14 protein-coding genes are annotated in these 15930 nt (G+C 61.6%); 7 read left to right on the forward strand and 7 right to left on the reverse strand.

The features are described 5' to 3' along the window. Both ACJ2A4_RS05870 and ACJ2A4_RS05875 read right to left on the reverse strand, forming a co-directional pair. A complete protein-coding gene (locus tag ACJ2A4_RS05870) occupies positions 1-1164 on the reverse strand; it encodes an efflux RND transporter periplasmic adaptor subunit (RefSeq protein ID WP_408873993.1) in 1164 nt (387 codons plus the stop codon). Next, a complete protein-coding gene (locus ACJ2A4_RS05875) occupies positions 1161-2333 on the reverse strand; it encodes a TolC family protein (RefSeq protein ID WP_408874113.1) in 1173 nt (390 codons plus the stop codon). The genes ACJ2A4_RS05870 and ACJ2A4_RS05875 overlap by 4 nt, the downstream gene beginning before the upstream one ends. A 268-nt stretch (positions 2334-2601) precedes the next feature. Here ACJ2A4_RS05875 and ACJ2A4_RS05880 point away from each other — a divergent pair, with 268 nt between their 5' ends. After that, positions 2602-3285: a Fe2+-dependent dioxygenase gene (locus ACJ2A4_RS05880; RefSeq protein WP_408873994.1), complete on the forward strand. Its 684-nt coding sequence runs from the start codon at positions 2602-2604 to the stop codon at positions 3283-3285. Positions 3286-3518: 233 nt separating this feature from the next. Then, on the forward strand, positions 3519-5297 hold the full coding sequence (locus ACJ2A4_RS05885; RefSeq protein WP_408873995.1) for a putative bifunctional diguanylate cyclase/phosphodiesterase: 1779 nt from the start codon (positions 3519-3521) through the stop codon (positions 5295-5297). Between the two features lie 29 nt (positions 5298-5326). Here the strand turns inward: ACJ2A4_RS05885 and ACJ2A4_RS05890 are convergent, their stop codons facing one another. Then, positions 5327-7633: a TonB-dependent receptor gene (locus ACJ2A4_RS05890; protein ID WP_408873996.1), complete on the reverse strand. Its 2307-nt coding sequence runs from the start codon at positions 7631-7633 to the stop codon at positions 5327-5329. A gap of 233 nt (positions 7634-7866) precedes the next feature. Between ACJ2A4_RS05890 and ACJ2A4_RS05895 the strand changes: the two genes are divergently transcribed. Next, a complete protein-coding gene (locus ACJ2A4_RS05895) occupies positions 7867-10200 on the forward strand; it encodes a TonB-dependent receptor (RefSeq protein WP_408873997.1) in 2334 nt (777 codons plus the stop codon). A gap of 29 nt (positions 10201-10229) precedes the next feature. Here ACJ2A4_RS05895 and ACJ2A4_RS05900 read toward each other — a convergent pair whose 3' ends face one another. After that, positions 10230-10883: a TetR/AcrR family transcriptional regulator gene (locus tag ACJ2A4_RS05900; RefSeq protein ID WP_408873998.1), complete on the reverse strand. Its 654-nt coding sequence runs from the start codon at positions 10881-10883 to the stop codon at positions 10230-10232. Positions 10884-11010: 127 nt separating this feature from the next. Further along, the gene (locus tag ACJ2A4_RS05905) at positions 11011-11487 is read right to left on the reverse strand and encodes a c-type cytochrome (RefSeq protein WP_408873999.1); all 477 of its coding nucleotides are present in this window, start codon (positions 11485-11487) and stop codon (positions 11011-11013) included. A 165-nt stretch (positions 11488-11652) separates the two neighbouring features. On the opposite strand from ACJ2A4_RS05905, the gene petA reads away from it, so the two are divergent. The 3 genes from petA to ACJ2A4_RS05920 are packed head-to-tail and all read left to right on the forward strand — an operon-like array spanning position 11653 to position 14163. After that, on the forward strand, positions 11653-12285 hold the full coding sequence (gene petA, locus ACJ2A4_RS05910; RefSeq protein WP_408874000.1) for a ubiquinol-cytochrome c reductase iron-sulfur subunit: 633 nt from the start codon (positions 11653-11655) through the stop codon (positions 12283-12285). Positions 12286-12295: 10 nt separating this feature from the next. Then, positions 12296-13474, forward strand: a complete 1179-nt coding sequence (locus tag ACJ2A4_RS05915) for a cytochrome bc complex cytochrome b subunit (RefSeq protein WP_408874001.1) — start codon at positions 12296-12298, stop codon at positions 13472-13474. Further along, positions 13471-14163, forward strand: coding sequence for a cytochrome c1 (locus tag ACJ2A4_RS05920; protein ID WP_408874002.1), 693 nt, complete (start codon positions 13471-13473; stop codon positions 14161-14163). Before ACJ2A4_RS05915 ends, ACJ2A4_RS05920 begins: the two co-directional genes overlap by 4 nt. A 6-nt stretch (positions 14164-14169) precedes the next feature. On the opposite strand, the gene ACJ2A4_RS05925 is transcribed toward ACJ2A4_RS05920, so the two are convergent. Next, entirely contained in the window at positions 14170-14598 is a 429-nt protein-coding gene (locus tag ACJ2A4_RS05925; RefSeq protein ID WP_408874003.1) for an STN domain-containing protein, read from the reverse strand. A 137-nt stretch (positions 14599-14735) separates the two neighbouring features. Next, positions 14736-15278: a cupin domain-containing protein gene (locus tag ACJ2A4_RS05930; RefSeq protein WP_408874004.1), complete on the reverse strand. Its 543-nt coding sequence runs from the start codon at positions 15276-15278 to the stop codon at positions 14736-14738. Positions 15279-15573: 295 nt separating this feature from the next. Here ACJ2A4_RS05930 and ACJ2A4_RS05935 point away from each other — a divergent pair, with 295 nt between their 5' ends. Continuing rightward, entirely contained in the window at positions 15574-15924 is a 351-nt protein-coding gene (locus tag ACJ2A4_RS05935; protein ID WP_194259627.1) for a hypothetical protein, read from the forward strand. Positions 15925-15930: the final 6 nt, after the last annotated feature.

Raw genomic sequence — 15930 nt, forward strand, 5'->3', positions numbered from 1 at the left:
TCAGTCCGTATCCAGCCCGCTGACGAGCGACATGGATTTCAGGGCAAAACTGCCCTCCGTCACCACAGCATCTCCCGCCTTCAGATTGCCCTGCACGACGACACTCTCATCCGTCGCCAGCCGCACCCGGACCTCGCGCGGCGCATACTGCCCTTCGGCCGTCTGCACATAGACAAGGTCATGCCCCTCGATCGTCTGCACCGCACTCGACGGCACGATCATGCCATCCACGGCCTCACTGGTCTCAAGCGCCGCATCCAGCATGATGCCAGGCCGCAGGAACGCCACCGGCCGGTCCACGACACAGACCACCCGCACCAACCCCGTCACCGGATCAGCCACACCATCAATCGTCGTAATCTTCGCCCGGAACGGCTCAGCCCGCGCATTCCCCGAAGGCCGGACGGTCACAACACCGCCGGGCACCAGCCGCGACACCTCATCGGGCCGCAGATCCGCGACAATCCACACGCCCGACAGATCCACGACCGTCGCCACAGGCTGCCTCGGCGTCACGTCCGACGCCACGGAAGTCTGGATGGACTGCACAACACCCCGCACCGGCGAAATCAGCGTGGACGCCTCATCCTGCACGATCTTTTCTGTCACGGAGGTGAACTCCTCCGTCAGCCGATGCTGGATCAGCCCGATATCCGCTTCCCGCGCCACGACCGTACTGCGCGCCTGCTGCACCGCCGCCTGACGCCGCCGCACTTCCCCGGCCGACACAGTACTACCCACAAGTGACTGTCCGCGCCGATACGCCAGCTCGGCCTCCCCCAGCGTCGCCTTCGCCGAGGCCAGAGCGGCTTCGTCCTGCTCAAGCTGAAGATGCAGCACGTGAAGGGAATGATCCGTGTAATCAATGAGCGCCTGCCCGGGCACCACGTTCTGCCCCGGCGTCACCCGCACCGCCGTGACCTTCCCGTCCCCGCTCGTACGGATCACCACCGTCCGCGACAGATCCGCGCTCACCCGCGCCAGTGCCGAGACCGTGTCATGCAGCGTCCCCTGCAGCACCGTCGCGGTCTGGAGATGCTCGCCGTCCCGCGCCTCGGCCCCGAGCGTCAGCGGCTGCATCCAGCCCGGTGCATCCGCCGCTCCCGCACGCGACAGAGCACACAGCGCCACCCCACAGACCAGAAAACCCACAAACCGGCTCATGGAATGGTCCCCGTCGCAATACCCATCCGGATAATCGCCGCATGCCAGGCAATCTCCGCACGGTTCAGATCCAGCAGCGCCCGATACGCATCCATCCGCGCCCGCAGAGCCTCGATAAGCGGCGTTTCACCCACCCGCCAGGACCGCTCCATCCCGTCCGCCCGGCGCAGCATGGAACTCGCCTCGACCCGCGAATTCGACAGCGATCCCGTCGCTGCAACCAGATGCGCCCGCACCTGCGCCATTTCGTTGCGCACAGCCCGCCGCGCCTCGACTTCCTGCCGCGTCGCTGCCGCCATCCGGTCCCGTGCTGCGGATTCCTGCGGCGTATTCGTCACCGCACTGGGCAGCGGCACCCGCAGATTGACGCCCACCTGCGTATCCCACGGGCTGTCATACTGCCCCTGATCAATCGCATCGACGCCGATTTCCGGATTGGGCATGAAGCTCTTGCGCGCCAGTTTCATCTGGTTCTGCGCCGCAATCACGGCCTGATGCGTCGCCCGCACCCGCGGATCAACATCCTCCACCCAGCGCGCGTCATTGGCCCGCGTCAGCGCCAGCCAGTGCTCATCCGCCTGCGTGATGTCCGGCACACCCGGCAGCCCCGTCAGCGTCCGCAACTGACTCGCCGTGGTCTCGATCTCCTCGGCGGCCATGTCGGCTTCGCTCCGGGCCTGCGCCAGTTGTGCCTCCACGGCCTGCTGATCCGATACCGCGATTTCCCCGGCATGCCCGGCCCGCTGCACGTCTCCTTCGATCCGCCGGAGCGCCGCCACCGTCGCCAGCGCCGCCGTTTGCCGACGCATGGCCATGATCGCAGCCCCCGTCGCATCCACGACCCGCACCGCAACCGACATCCGCTCTACATCAAGACGAACGATTGCTGTCTTCGCCTCGGCCTTCGCCACGTTCTCGGTCGCAGTGCCCTGTCCCGGCAGCCACAGCGGCACCGAAACGCCGCCCTGCCAGGTGATGTAACCATGATTGAAACCGCTGATGCGGTCATCATAGTAATCACCCGTCAGCGTCGGCCCGCCCGCGAACCAGGACTGCGCCGCCTTCGCCCGCGCATCGGCGGAATCCTGATTGACTTCCAGCTCGGCCCGCACCGGGTCTGCCTTCCAGGCCGCCGCAATCGCATCATGAATGGACAGCGGCACCCCCATCCCTTCCGAGGCCCGAACCGGCGCCGCACCACAGGCCAGCGCAACAAGACACGCAGCAGCCACCTGCCGACGCGACAGTCCCGCACACCACGCAACGGAAAGGGAATGAAATGCCATCCCCGTCTCATCCCCCGCTCTGCCAGACGTGTCAACGAAAGGACGCGCGACACCCGGTCCGGCGCCTGATTGCCGCCCTTCACAAACGGCCTTATGACTCCAAGATAAGAGTCATTCTCAACTAACCCTTCCCTTCCAGAGATCAGACCCCATGCTCGTCCACATCCCCAACATCCTTTCCCCTGAAGACGTCCGCTATTTCCGTGACAGACTGGAAGCCGCCGAATGGACGGACGGCCGCGTCACTGCCGGCGAACAGTCCGCCAAGGCCAAGCTGAACCTCCAGATCCCGCAGGATTCCCCTGAATGCCGCGAACTCGGCGAACGGGTCCTGCGCGCGCTCGGCCGCAACCCGACTTTCAACAGCGCCGCCCTGCCCCTGCGCGTCTATCCGCCACTCTTCAACCGCTATGACACCGGCATGCATTTCGACGCCCATGTGGACAATGCCATCCGCCCGATCCCCGGTGCCGGAATGCGCATCCGCACGGATGTCTCCTCCACGCTCTTTCTCACTGGCCCGGACGAGTATGACGGCGGCGAACTCGTCATCCAGGACACCTACGGCACCCAGAGCGTCAAACTCCCCGCAGGCGACATGGTACTCTACCCCTCGACCAGCCTGCACAGCGTCAACCGCATCACGCGCGGCAGCCGCTGGGCCTCATTCTTCTGGTCCCAGTCCATGGTCCGCGACGACACCAAGCGCAGACTGCTCTACGACTTCGACTGCTCCATCATCGAAACCCGCAAGGCGCTGCCCGACAGTCATCCCGCCGTTCTCGGTCTGACCTCGACCTATCACAACCTGCTGCGCCAGTGGGCCGAACTCTGACTTTCCCGCCCGACCGCGCCGGAATTCTTCCGGCACGGTTCCGGATCCGCATGGCAGCGACGATTTTTTACTGGAAACAATCAAATAAAAACTAACATTACATACAAGAAACCGGAAACGGCCGCAGCAGACCTGCGAAAACATTCCCGAAAATACCACGAGCGCCTTTTAACGAACGCTTAATTATTGTATGATATTACTCAGGTCTCCTATTGAGAGAGTCAACCCGGGTGATGGAAAAACAAGAGGATGATGTCAGGAAAAACCTGAACTATGCCAATAACTGGCCTCAGGGCACGCGTGATGATTTCGTCCTTCACGCCCTCGACTGCTCCGCCATTGTTGCCATTACTGATACCCGCGGTCGTATTCTTTCCGTCAACAGCCGGTTTGAAGAAATCAGCGGTTATACCCGTGACGAACTCATTGGCAACGACCACCGGATGCTGCACTCCGGGCAGCATGACAGGAAGTTCTTCCGGCAGATGTACCGGACAATCGCCTCAGGCCATGTCTGGCACGGCGAAATCTGCAACCGCCGCCGAGACGGCTCCCTTTACTGGGTCGATACAACCATCGTCCCCCACATCTCTGAAAACGGAAAAGTCACGAGCTATGTGGCCATCCGTTTTGATATCTCCGCCCGCAAGCAGGCCGAGAACCACCTGAAGGCCAGCCGTCAGAAACTCCAGAAAGCCGTCAATACCGACTTCCTGACCAAGATCTCCAACCGCCAGCATTTTTCCCACATCCTGCGCCGGCTTCTGCGTACGAGCACTGCGAGCCATATTTGCCTGGCCCTGCTCGACATCGACACCTTCAAGACGATCAATGATACGTCCGGCCATGACGCAGGCGACCGCCTGCTGCGGAAGGTCGCCGAGAAACTTCAGTCTTTCCAGAGCGACAGCTGTTTCATCGCCCGTATCGGCGGTGACGAATTCGCCGTCCTCATGACGGGCAACACCCCGGCGCGGTTCGAAACGGATCTTCTCAACATCCTCGCCCGGATGCGTTTCACCTTCCGCAACCCGATCATGAGCCATGTCTGCACCGTCAGCATTGGCTATGTCTGCGTTCCCCTGCCCGCTGCCCGGGAAAAATCCCTGCTCAAATGCGCGGACCTTGCTCTGTATGCCGCCAAGACGGGCGGGCGCAACCGCATCTGTAAATATCACCACTCCATGGAAGAGAAGCTGGATCTTGCAGCCCGGCTGCGCAGACGCGTGCAGACCGGCCTGCGCGACCACAGCATCGAGGTCTTCTACCAGCCCATCTTCTCCCTGAGCGCTCCCGACCGCATTTCCTTCGAGGCCCTTCTGCACTGGGACCACCCGCAACACAGGGTCCTGTCCCCACAGCATTTTCCCGAAATCTTCGAGGACCCGCGACTGACCCTGACGCTGAACAGTTTCGTCACGCATCAGGTCATGCAAGACATGCGTCTGCTCCAGGAGCAGAACATCCATTTCGAGCGCATCGCCATCAACATCGCCTTATGCGACCTCGAAGGCAGCGACTTCTTCCGGAAAATCACCACGGTCGCCGAAGAAATGAACGTCCCGCTCGATGCCCTGGCGCTGGAAGTCACCGAGAACGTCTTCTCGCGTCCCCATCACAAGCAGCTCGAACACGAACTGGACACCCTGCACAGCCAGGGCGTGCAGATCTCACTTGACGATTTCGGTACGGGCTTTGCCTCCCTGACCCATCTCAAAACCATTACGTTCGACTATGTGAAAATCAATCGGGCCTTTGTCGCCGGACTGGAACGCCACGGTACGGACGCCGCCATCATCCGGGGCGTGATCGACATCGTCCACAGCCTCGGGCGCAAGGTCGTCGCGGAAGGCATCGGCAGCGCCACGCAGGTGCGCGCGCTGCTCGAGATGGAATGTGATTTCGTACAGGGAGATTTTCTGTGTGAGGCCGTGCCGGTGAGGGACATCCCGGCCGCCCTCGAAAAGATCCGCTATCAGGCGCTTCTGTCACCTGTTGGCGGACCAGCCTGACGGATCTTCCGATCCGTCAGGAACCAGCATCAGAAACGCTGGTCAATGCCGGTGAGGATCGTCCGGCGCAGACCATATTGCGGCGCACCAACGCCAATGCCGCTGCCATCACGCAGCAGATAGGTCCGGTCGAACAGGTTGGTCACGTCAAGACGCAGCTGTGTGCGCTTGAGGAACGGAACCTGGAACAGATCCTTGAAGGACTGCACCAGCGACAGGTTGAACGTCGCATATTGCGGCACGGACGCGCCGTTCGGTGTCGCACCGTCGGCGCGCAGACCACTGCCATAGACCATTGTGGCGGACAGGCGCAGCGGATGGCCGGTTCTGTGGAAGAAGGAATAGCTTCCACCCGCAGAGGCGGTCCAGTGCTGATCGTGATCCAGATGGATCCAGTGCTTGCTGGTATAGGCCAGATCGTCCGGATCGAAGTTCCACTGCGCTGTGGTGATGTCTTTGCCGATGGCGCGCGACCAGGAGAAATTGCCGTACACGCTGAAGGCGCCGCGGGTGTAGTCCGTGGCGAATTCATAACCATGAACCTGCCCGCGACGGTAGTTGAACGCCGACAGGATGACCGGGGAACCGAACTGGCCTTCATCAATCATGTTCTTGGCGAGCTTCACATACGCATCAAATGACGCATGCCAGCCCGGCAGAAGGGTCTGGGAGAACCCGGCATCAAAGTAATGATCGCGCTCGGCCTTCACGTTGCTGTTCTGGAACGTCCCAGGAGCTGCGGATGTATTGGCAAACTTGTTGAGCGACGTGCCGCCCACGAGTTCGAACGGCGGCGGCGTGAAGTAACGGGAATATCCAGCATGGAATGTCCCGCCACGCCAGGGCTTGTAGACGATGTTCAGACGCGGACTGACCTGCTTGGAATGGGTATATTCATCCACCCCGTCAAAGCGCAGACCATAATTGATCGTCAGGTTCTTCAGCGGGCGCCACTCGTCCTGCGCATAAAGACCGTACATCCAGCCCGTCCGGCCGGTGCCGTCATGGATGGTGAGCGGATTGTCTGAATAGACCGCATTGCCGTCACCGTCCTCGCCGCTTTGCGGGTAGACCGTCGAATCCGATTTAGAAACGTTTCGTTCCACATAAATCTGATAGCCGAAGCGGACCGTGTGATCCTTCGCGGCCTGCCATGTGGCGTCCGACTGCGTCCCGGTCGAGAAGACCGAACGCGCCGCACGCTGGGCAATATCGTTATAGACCAGATCGCCCAGCGGATCGGGCGAGTAGCGCAGGGAGCTGTAGCGCAGCACGGCGGACGTCTGGAAGCTCAGCTTGCCCATGTCCTTCTGCAGGGACAGGATACCGAAATCCGTGATTTCCTTCTGATGCTCGTTCAGGCTCGAGCTGTCGCCATTGCCGTACAGCTTCTGTGACAGGTCACTATTGGCAAAGGACGGGTTGGCGAACTGGCGCTGCTGTCCTGGATTGTTGGGAAGCTGGTATTCGGCATTGGAAATACCGGCCGTGAAACTGATCCGGGTATTTTCGTCCACCGTGTAACGGCCATGACCCAGGAAGTGATACTGGTTCGTCAGATCATGCAGGGCGTTGAAGCTCGGCGTGGTGTTTTCGATCCCTACACGGTTGTGCACGAAATCCGCCGTGGCGAACCAGTCCCACTTGCCGTGATGACCGCCGAACTGCGCGGACGGAAAGAAATAGTCGCGCGCACCGCCATAGATCGAAACGTCACCGCCGGCGTCCGAATAGCCGTTCTTGGTGTTGATATCGATCACACCGGCCTGAAGGAAGCCGTACTCACTGGGCAGCGCGCCCGTCGTCAGCGACATGGAATGTGCAAACCGGGTCATGAGCGTCTGTCCGAATACGCTCATGCCTTCCGGAAGCGCCACACCGTCGAGACGGAATTGCACTTCGTTATGATCACCACGGATATGGATCTGCCCGTAGCTGTCCTGCGCCACACCCGGAGCCTGCAACAGCAGCGTGTTCAGACCCGCATTATCGCCGCCGGGATTGGTCTCGATGGCCTGCCGCGAGAAAGTATAGGTCGTTGCACCCGTGGAGGGCTGAAGTGCTGCGCGGGCCCGTTCGAGATGGGCGTTGACGGTAATGTCATCCGCGCCTGCGCGACTGACTTCCGTCGTCGTCGTTCCATGCTGGTCATCGGCATGACCGAAGCTGGACCGGGCATCGGATGCCTCGTCATCCGTCTGTGCTGCGGAAGGCGTTGTTGTTGCCTGGGATGCCGGAGCAGGCGACGTGACCGACTGCGCAAATGCGGAATCGGCAAGGGCATTGGTGCAGCCCAGTAGCAGAAGAAATGAACGGGCAGACACGAAAGACGGCATGAAACCTCCGGACAGGAAGACGGCAGGAGCGAAGGATAATCGGAACGGCTCTCTTATTATGTTATATCATAACAGTTCAAGCGAAATCTTTCGCCTTGGGAACCAATTTGCGCGGGCCGTTGGCGCTGATGCAGGAGTGCAATATAAGCACGATGTTTTTCAGGGCTTTCCTGTCCATTTTCAGGCAGGCTGTCCCAACCGATACCGTCCCCTCCAGGAGACCCGCCCTTTCCATGACGCTTCGCAAGGCCCTTCTCCTGAGCGCCGGTCTCCTTGGCCCTTCCCTCGCCCTTGCGGCCCCGCCGGAAGAGACGAAACCGCTGGCCGGCAAGGCCCGCACACCCCATCATGCGGGTTCTCACCACACGCCCGCAAAACCAGCCTCCCACGCAGGCGCTCCTGCGGCACCCCACGCCATCCAGGCGCGTGACACTGAAACCATCGCCGTCACCGCCCGCCGGACGGATTTCGCCTTCGTCGCCGCCCAGCACCTTCCCGATGCCGACACGCGCCTCACTGCCGACCGCCTGATCCAGCGCGGCGTCGTGACCCTGCGTGATCTGGAACGCGTGGCGCCCAACCTGACGATCCAGTCCATCAACGGCACAGCCTCGACCAATTTCTATCTGCGTGGCGTCGGCTTCAATGACTTCACGATGAACAACATCCCCACCGTCATGACCTATTTCGATGACGTGCCCTTCGCGTTATCGACCATGTCGAGCGGGTTGATGTTCGATCTGGCGGACGCCACCGTCACCCCCGGCCCGGTCGGCACCACACACGGACAGTCCGACACCGGCGGTGAAGTCCGACTGCGCACCGCCGACCCGACCAGCACCCTGCATTACGGCGCCAGTCAGGACATCGCCTCCTATGCCCGCAGCCGGAGCGAGGCCTATATTTCAGGCCCGATCGCCAAAGGGCTGGATTTCCGTCTCGCCGGACAGATCCGGCAGGGTGGCGGCTGGCAGACCGATCCGCAGAACGGCGCCCATCTTGGAGACGCGGATTCCTATGCCCTGCGCGGCAAGCTGCGCTGGCATTCGGATGACAACCGCACCACGATCCTGCTTTCCGGCCATTTCGTGCAGGACAACAGCCAGGTTGTCACCAGTCAGGCCATTCACCGCCTGATCGGCACGACCGGCCTGCCCCAGCTCGGGCAGACACAGGCCGAATGGTCCTCCCGCCCGCAGTTTGCCAACCTGATCGGACGTCCCGAAGGCCTCAAACCCAGCGAGCACAACCAGTTCTGGGGCTGGGACCTGCACATGGACCATGATTTCGGCTTTGCGAAACTCACCTCCGTCACGGCTTTCGAGACCGAGCGGCAGGGCGAATATACGGATCAGGATGGCACATCCCGCTCCGAAGCCGACACCTACCGCACCATCAGCGCCAATGCCTTCACGCAGGAACTGCGTCTGGGCTCCAGCAATCCTGACAGCCGCCTGCAATGGGTGGTCGGTGCGTTCTACCAGCGCAGCCGCATGAAACAGCGCTTCTTCTTCGATTACACCGACTATGCGGCCCGCGGTTACATGATGGCCACGTCCTTCTCCATGAATCAGGAGAGCACGTCCGAATTCGGCCATATCAGCTACCGCCTGCCCCATAACGTGACGCTGTTCGCAGGCCTGCTGCACGAGATCGACGACCGCAGCCTGCCCGGCCTCACATCGGAAATCTTTGGCGGTAAGACGACGGCCTTCCACGGCGAGAGCACGGCCTCGGCGCAGTTCGCCGGACAGGTCGGCGTCTCATGGCAGGCCACGAAGAGCACGCTCGTCTATTACAAGATGAGCAAGGGCTTCAAACCTGGCGGCTTCAGCGCCAACAACACCCAGATCCAGGCCCAGCTTGACCCATTCGGCCCCGAGACGGTGCTGACCTACGAACTCGGCTTCAAGAGCGACCCGATCCCCAACGTCCTGCGCCTGAACGGAGCGGCGTTCTATAACGATTTCCACAACCAGCAGGTCGTGGGCACGGTGCTGATCCCGAATTACGGCCCACTCAGCGAGATCACGAACGTCCCCAAATCCGAAAGCTGGGGTTTCGAGGGCACGATCGAACTGCACCCGGTGCGGCATGTCTTCGTCACACAGAACATCGGCTGGCAGCGCGGCAATTATCAGGACTTCCTGAACGTCAATCGTGCCGCCACCAATGCCGCCTATGCCAAGACGGGCGTCTGGCAGGCCGTGAACAGCAATTTCGCGGGAGTGAATAACGGCCAGCCCAAGCTGACCCTTAACGGTCAGGCCGAATGGCGCCAGCCTCTGACATCTTCACTGGGTTTCGATATCGGGCCGGACTGGTCCTATCGCGGCAGTCAGGCGATCGCGGTCGGCGGTACTGGCTTCTATCGCCTGCCGCCCTACTTTCTGCTCGGCGCCCATGCGACCCTGCGCCCCTCATCGGGGAAGTGGGAGGCCACGGTGTACGCGTCCAACCTGCTCAACCGCAGCTTCTTCGAGAGCGGCGGCATGGCGACGACAACCTATTTCTACATCCCCGGACCGCCCCGCTTTATCGGCGGGCGCGTATCCTACGGATTCTGATCACAGCCTGAGAGGGAAAGGCCGAAAGATCAGCAGGAAATCAGGCAGTGTGCGAGAGCCTGGATTTCCTGAATGTTTTTCTCGGTATTCATGGGCTCACGCCCAAGCATGTTCATGGCCCGGAAATGGATCGTGCTGAGCAGCATATCGAGAACCGTATTCGGGTCCTGGCAGAAGACGTTTTCGCCCCGCCGGCTTGCGCGCTCAAGAAACTGTGACATCTGCGCACGCGCCGGAACCACGCTCGTCTCCCACAGGACCTGACCGAACTCCGGATCACGCACCGCCTCACCCAGCAGGGTTCCGTAGGTGCGGCCCAGCGGCGTGGCGAGAAATCTGACGCGGGCCGCGATCAGTTCATCCACGTCTCCGGCAAAGCTGCCCGTATCGATCTGGGGCGTCAGATCATCGCGCCACAGGCGGATGGCATCGAAGAACATCACCTGCTTGGTCGGCCAGCGGCGATAGACCGTAGCGGTGGAGACACCTGCGGCCTTGGCAACGCGGCTGATAGTCAGGCCCTGATAGCCCTCCTCCACCAGAACGCGTGCAATGGCCGCCAGGATGTTATCCTTGAGCATGAGATTGACCGGTCGCCCCGGCGCACGCACGGCAGTCCGGTCCCGCGCAGGAATATGGATATTCTTTAGCGGTAAAGTATGGGTTACGACGGATTGTGACATGATTGTTCCCCCCTCTGGCCATTTACCGGCTGGCATTATTTTTGAATAAACACAGATATTCAGAGATGGATGCACGGTTACAAGACGCATTTGCGTTTGTTTGGTATCAAAACATGTCCATTTTCTGTCAGTGCGAAGACTGTACCACCGCAAGCGACTGTCTTTTCTCCCGCAATGCATCTGCCGTCATGGGCGTCGCACGGACGGATTGCACGTCCTGCGCAGAAATTTCCGGAGCCGTACCTGTTGTGCCCAGAGTGGCGGCATAGGCCAGCACGACGGCGATATCATCATCGGACAGCGCCCGGAACGCCGGCATGTATCCCTTGTAGGACTGCCCGTCCACTGTGATCGGCCCATGCAGTCCGTTCACCAGAACTGCCGCCAGATACGCCTTCCCGTCAGTACTGCCCGCAATCTGCCCGACCCGTCCGGCCAGCGGCGGAAATGTCCCCGGACGTCCCGCTCCTGAAGGCCCGTGACACATCGCACATTTCCCGTGATACAGCGCCGCCCCGTCCGCCGCCATGGCCGAAGATGCCAGCACCGGCCCAAGCCCCAGCAGAGCCGCCAGCATGATCTTCAAACCGTGTCCCGTTGTCATGGCCCTGGGCCCTCCCGGAGTTCGCATCGCCGTAGCATTTCGGAAAACACTAACCTCCGCTTTTCCCAAAAGCTACCGCCCCCGTCTTTCTCGCCACGGCAAAGCCGCCTATCCTGCCGCTCTCTTTCCCGCCGGACATCCCGGCATAGTCGGCAGAGGTTCCGCATGACCCAGAGCGAGACACCCCCGTCCCCGGACGGCACGAAACGGCGGGATCTGCTGGCAACCGGAACCCTCGCCCTTGGCTGCGCAGGCGCCTGCGCCCTGAGCGTTCCCTTTCTCAACAGCCTGAAAAACCCCGCCGCCACACCCCTGTCCGACAACACGCTGGAGGTCGATCTGTCCACGCTTGCCCCCGGACAGAACATGACCGTGCAGTGGCGGGACTGGCCCGTCTTCATCCAGCGCCGCACGCCACAGATACTGGCCGCCCTTCAGGTTCCCGGACACCTCGCCACCCTGCGCGACGCAGATTCGAAAATCCTCCAGCAGCCAAAGGACGCCACGAACTGGCACCGCTCGGTCCGTCCGGAATATGGCGTGCTGGTCGGCATCTGCACCCATCTCGGCTGCGTCCCGACCTTCGACAAACCCGGCTCCGCACCGGAAGCGAAGGGCGGCTATTTCTGCCCCTGCCACGGCTCGCATTTCGACGCCGCAGGCCGTGTCGTGCAGCGTGCGCCCGCGCCCTACAACCTGCCCGTCCCGCCCGTGACCTTCCTCTCCGACACGAAAATCCGCATCGGCCACAGCGCCGGCGATCCGGGCTTCAGCATGTCCGACATCCAGCAGATCTGAGGACCGGACCATGCCCTCACCCGACAAAACGCCCGGCACAGAACCTTCCAGCTGGCTCGACCGCCGCTTCCCGGTTACAGGCTTCCTGCGCCGCGAATATGTCACCTTCCCGATGCCCCGCAATCTCAATGCCCTGTGGAGCTTCGGCGCGTTCCTGATCGTCACGATGGCCTTCATGATCGCCAGCGGCCTGTTCCTCGCGATCAACTACACGCCCGACATCACGCAGGCCTTTGCCAATGTTGAGGCCATCGACCGGCAGATCCCCTCGGGCTGGTTCATTCGCAGCCTGCATATGGGCGGCGTGACGATGCTGTTCGCCTGCCTCTACATCCATCTCGGCCGCGGGTTGTGGTACGGCTCCTACAAGGCCCCGCGCGAACTGCTCTGGCTGACGGGCCTTGGCCTGATGCTCATGGTCATGGTCACAGCCTTCGCGGGTTACGTCCTGCCCTGGGGCCAGATGTCCTACTGGGGTGCGACCGTGGTCCTCAACGCCGTCCACGCCATTCCCCTGATCGGCCACCCGCTGTCCGAACTTCTGCTGGGCGGCGAGACGCTGGGCAACATCGCCCTGCACCGCCTGTTCGTGCTGCATTTCACAATGGCCTTCGCCATTCTCGGCGTCATCACCCTGCATGTCGCAGCCCTGCATGTCGTGAAATCGAACAACCCCACCGGCATCGACCCCACAAGCCCGGCCCAGACCCTGCCGTTCCATCCCTATTACACCAGCCGCGACGGCTTTGCGCTCTGCCTCTTCCTGATGGTCTATGCCGGACTGGTCTTCTTCCTGCCTGGCCTGCTGACGCTGGCGGACAACTACATTCAGGCCAATCCGCTCATCACTCCGCGCGACATCCGGCCTGAATGGTATTTCGCCCCGTTCTACGCAATCCTCCGCGCCGTCCCCTCCCGCCTCGGCGGTCTGATCCTCGCCACCGGAAGCCTCGCCGTCCTCTTCGCCCTGCCCTGGCTGGACCGCTCTCCGATCCGCCCGGCAACTCGGCGCCCGCTGGTCCGTCTCTCGCTTCCGCTTGCCTTCGCATCCTTCATCCTGCTGGGTGTCGCGGGCATGCACCCGCCCACCGAGGCATGGTTGACCATCAGCCGCATGGCGATGGTCTGGTGGTTCATCCATTTCCTGCTTGTCATGCCGCTCGCTTCCGAACGGGAGATCCCGTCATGACCCGCTGGACCCGGATCCTCCTTCTTGCCATCAGCCTGACCGCTCTTCCCGCCGCAGCCAGCACCCCGGCGCAGCGCGGCCTGGTGGTCTTCCAGCAGGTTTGCGCCGCTTGCCACGGCATGGAACATGTTGATTACGGAAACATGACCGCCCTCGGCCTCTCCCCGAACGATATCCGCAAATGGACTGCGGATCAGGAATTACCCGACGGCGTGGACAACAACGGCGACCCGAAAACTCGCCATGCCACCCCGTCTGATCCGATCCTCTCGCCCTATCCCAATGCCGCAGTTGGCCGCCTCGCCAATCACGGCCTCCTCCCGCCCGATCTGTCCCGTCTGGCCCTGACGCTGCCCGGCGGTGCTGACGAAATCCGGCAGATCCTGCTCTCCTACGCCCCCACTCCACCGGGCGTAAAACTCGATGACGGCCGCTATTACAACACTGCCCTGAAATGGAAGCATATCGGCATGCCCCCGCCCCTTCAGGACGGCATGCTGACCTACCCCGACGGCACCCGTGCGACCTCCGCACAGATGGCCGGCGACGTCTCCGCCTTTCTCGACTGGGTAGCCCACCCGCACCAGACCGAGCGCAGACGGATCGGCCTTTACGTCCTAGGCTATCTCGCCCTGATGGCGCTCCTGACCTTCCTGCTGCAACGCCGCGTTTGGTCATCCCGCCGCTGAGCGCCCCTACATCCGCGAGGCATTATCCATGCGATGCGCCGCCCTATAGGTCAGCGGCATGACCGTCAGCCCTTGCACCGTCTCGATCACATCCAGCTCCGTATTTCCCAGCAGCCGGATCAGTGCCTCCCGCGGTGTATAAGACCCACGGACCGCAATACTGCTCCCGCCCTGCAACAGCGCATCATCCATCAGGACCGGACATTTCGTCTTGCGCGCCAGTTCCGCCACGGCCGCCGCAAGGCTCTTCTGCCCGATCTGTAATGTCTTCCTGCGGATCGGACAGATGTCCCGCGTTCGCGTGACCGTCTCCGCCGAAACCGGACTGCCCGCGCACAGGACACAGAGCATCACCGCCATACCCAACCCCGTCCGAAAGAAACGGGATGCCGCGTGACGCCACTCATGTTTTCCTGAAAACGGACGGTCGCACATGTCCGTGACTCTCCGCTGGACCACCTGCCCCGGACCGCAACACGGACAGGCTTACTCGCGGACTCAACGCCCCATAATCACGGGAAGCCACAGCCCTCCCGCTTTTTTGAGAACCCGGCACACCGGATTACGCGAAACTAGAAGGTCGGCGGTGTACAGGCGCTGATGATCTCGCAGCCGTCAGGACTGACACAGCGGAAACGATGCGGCTGCCTGCTGTCGAAATGATAGGCATCCCCCGGCCCCAGCACTTCGCACCGCTCCCCGACGGTGATTTCCACCCGGCCACGCAGAATAAACCCGCCTTCCTCGCCCTCATGGGCATAGACCGAAGACCCGGTATCCGCGCCGGGCGCATAATTCTCATTCAGGATCTGCAGGGTCCGGCCAAATGCCGGCGCACCCACCTGCCGGAACGTCACGCCCCGCTGCTCGAACGTGACCAGTTCGTCCGAGCGGAAGAAGATCTTCTCCCCGCCATCCGGTGCAATGCTGAAAAACTCTCCGAGCGTCACCGGAATCCCGTCCAGAACCCGCTTGAGCGTCCCGACGGAAGGGTTCATGTCTCCGGACTCGATGAGGGAAATCGTGGAATTGGTCACACCGGTCCGCTTGGCCAGTTCACGCTGGGACAGGCTCCTCGCCGTCCGGACAAAACGCAGGCGTGCTCCCAGATCCATTCCCTCGTATTCCTCCCGACTCATTCCATGTAACCAGTATGTCATATCGAAACAGAAAGGAAACCCGCAGACGTCAAAATACCCTATGGTGGTATAATTTTCCCCTATATGACCTTACGATCTCTAACACGATGATCCAGAGCCGGGGAACGTCTGGCCGCAAAAGCCGTTCTGGAGTAGAGACTCAGTCGGAGCGCCCTGTTTCGCAAGTTCTGAGGAGCATGGTGACTTCCGGATATTCCGGTCACGGCTCCGAGGGTATGCGCGGATACATCAGGTACAAGGTGGATGACAGATGCTGTATGCTTCGACGGGATGTTTCACTCTGACAGTGATGATGGGCGTCTGGCTCGCAATTTTTGCGGCCCGTTATAAGCGCCCCTACAGCTTCCTCACCCCGCTTCATGTCGGCTCGGCTGTTGTGGGATCGATCTTCCTGATTATCGCGCTGAGCAATGGTGACAGCCGACTCATGCTGAACGTGGCCCTCGCTGTCGCCATCGCCTCTTTCGGCGTCCTGATGGCGTTTTTCCGCAGGCGTGGCGCCATGATCGCGCCGCTCTATATGTGTCACATCCTGCTGGCGGTGATGTTCTATTTCTCGATGGTCTGCTTCACCATCTTCCCGAATTTCGGCCTCGACTGATCGCTG

This window comes from Gluconobacter roseus (assembly GCF_046058915.1).
GTDB classification, from domain to species: Bacteria; Pseudomonadota; Alphaproteobacteria; order Acetobacterales; family Acetobacteraceae; genus Gluconobacter; species Gluconobacter roseus_A.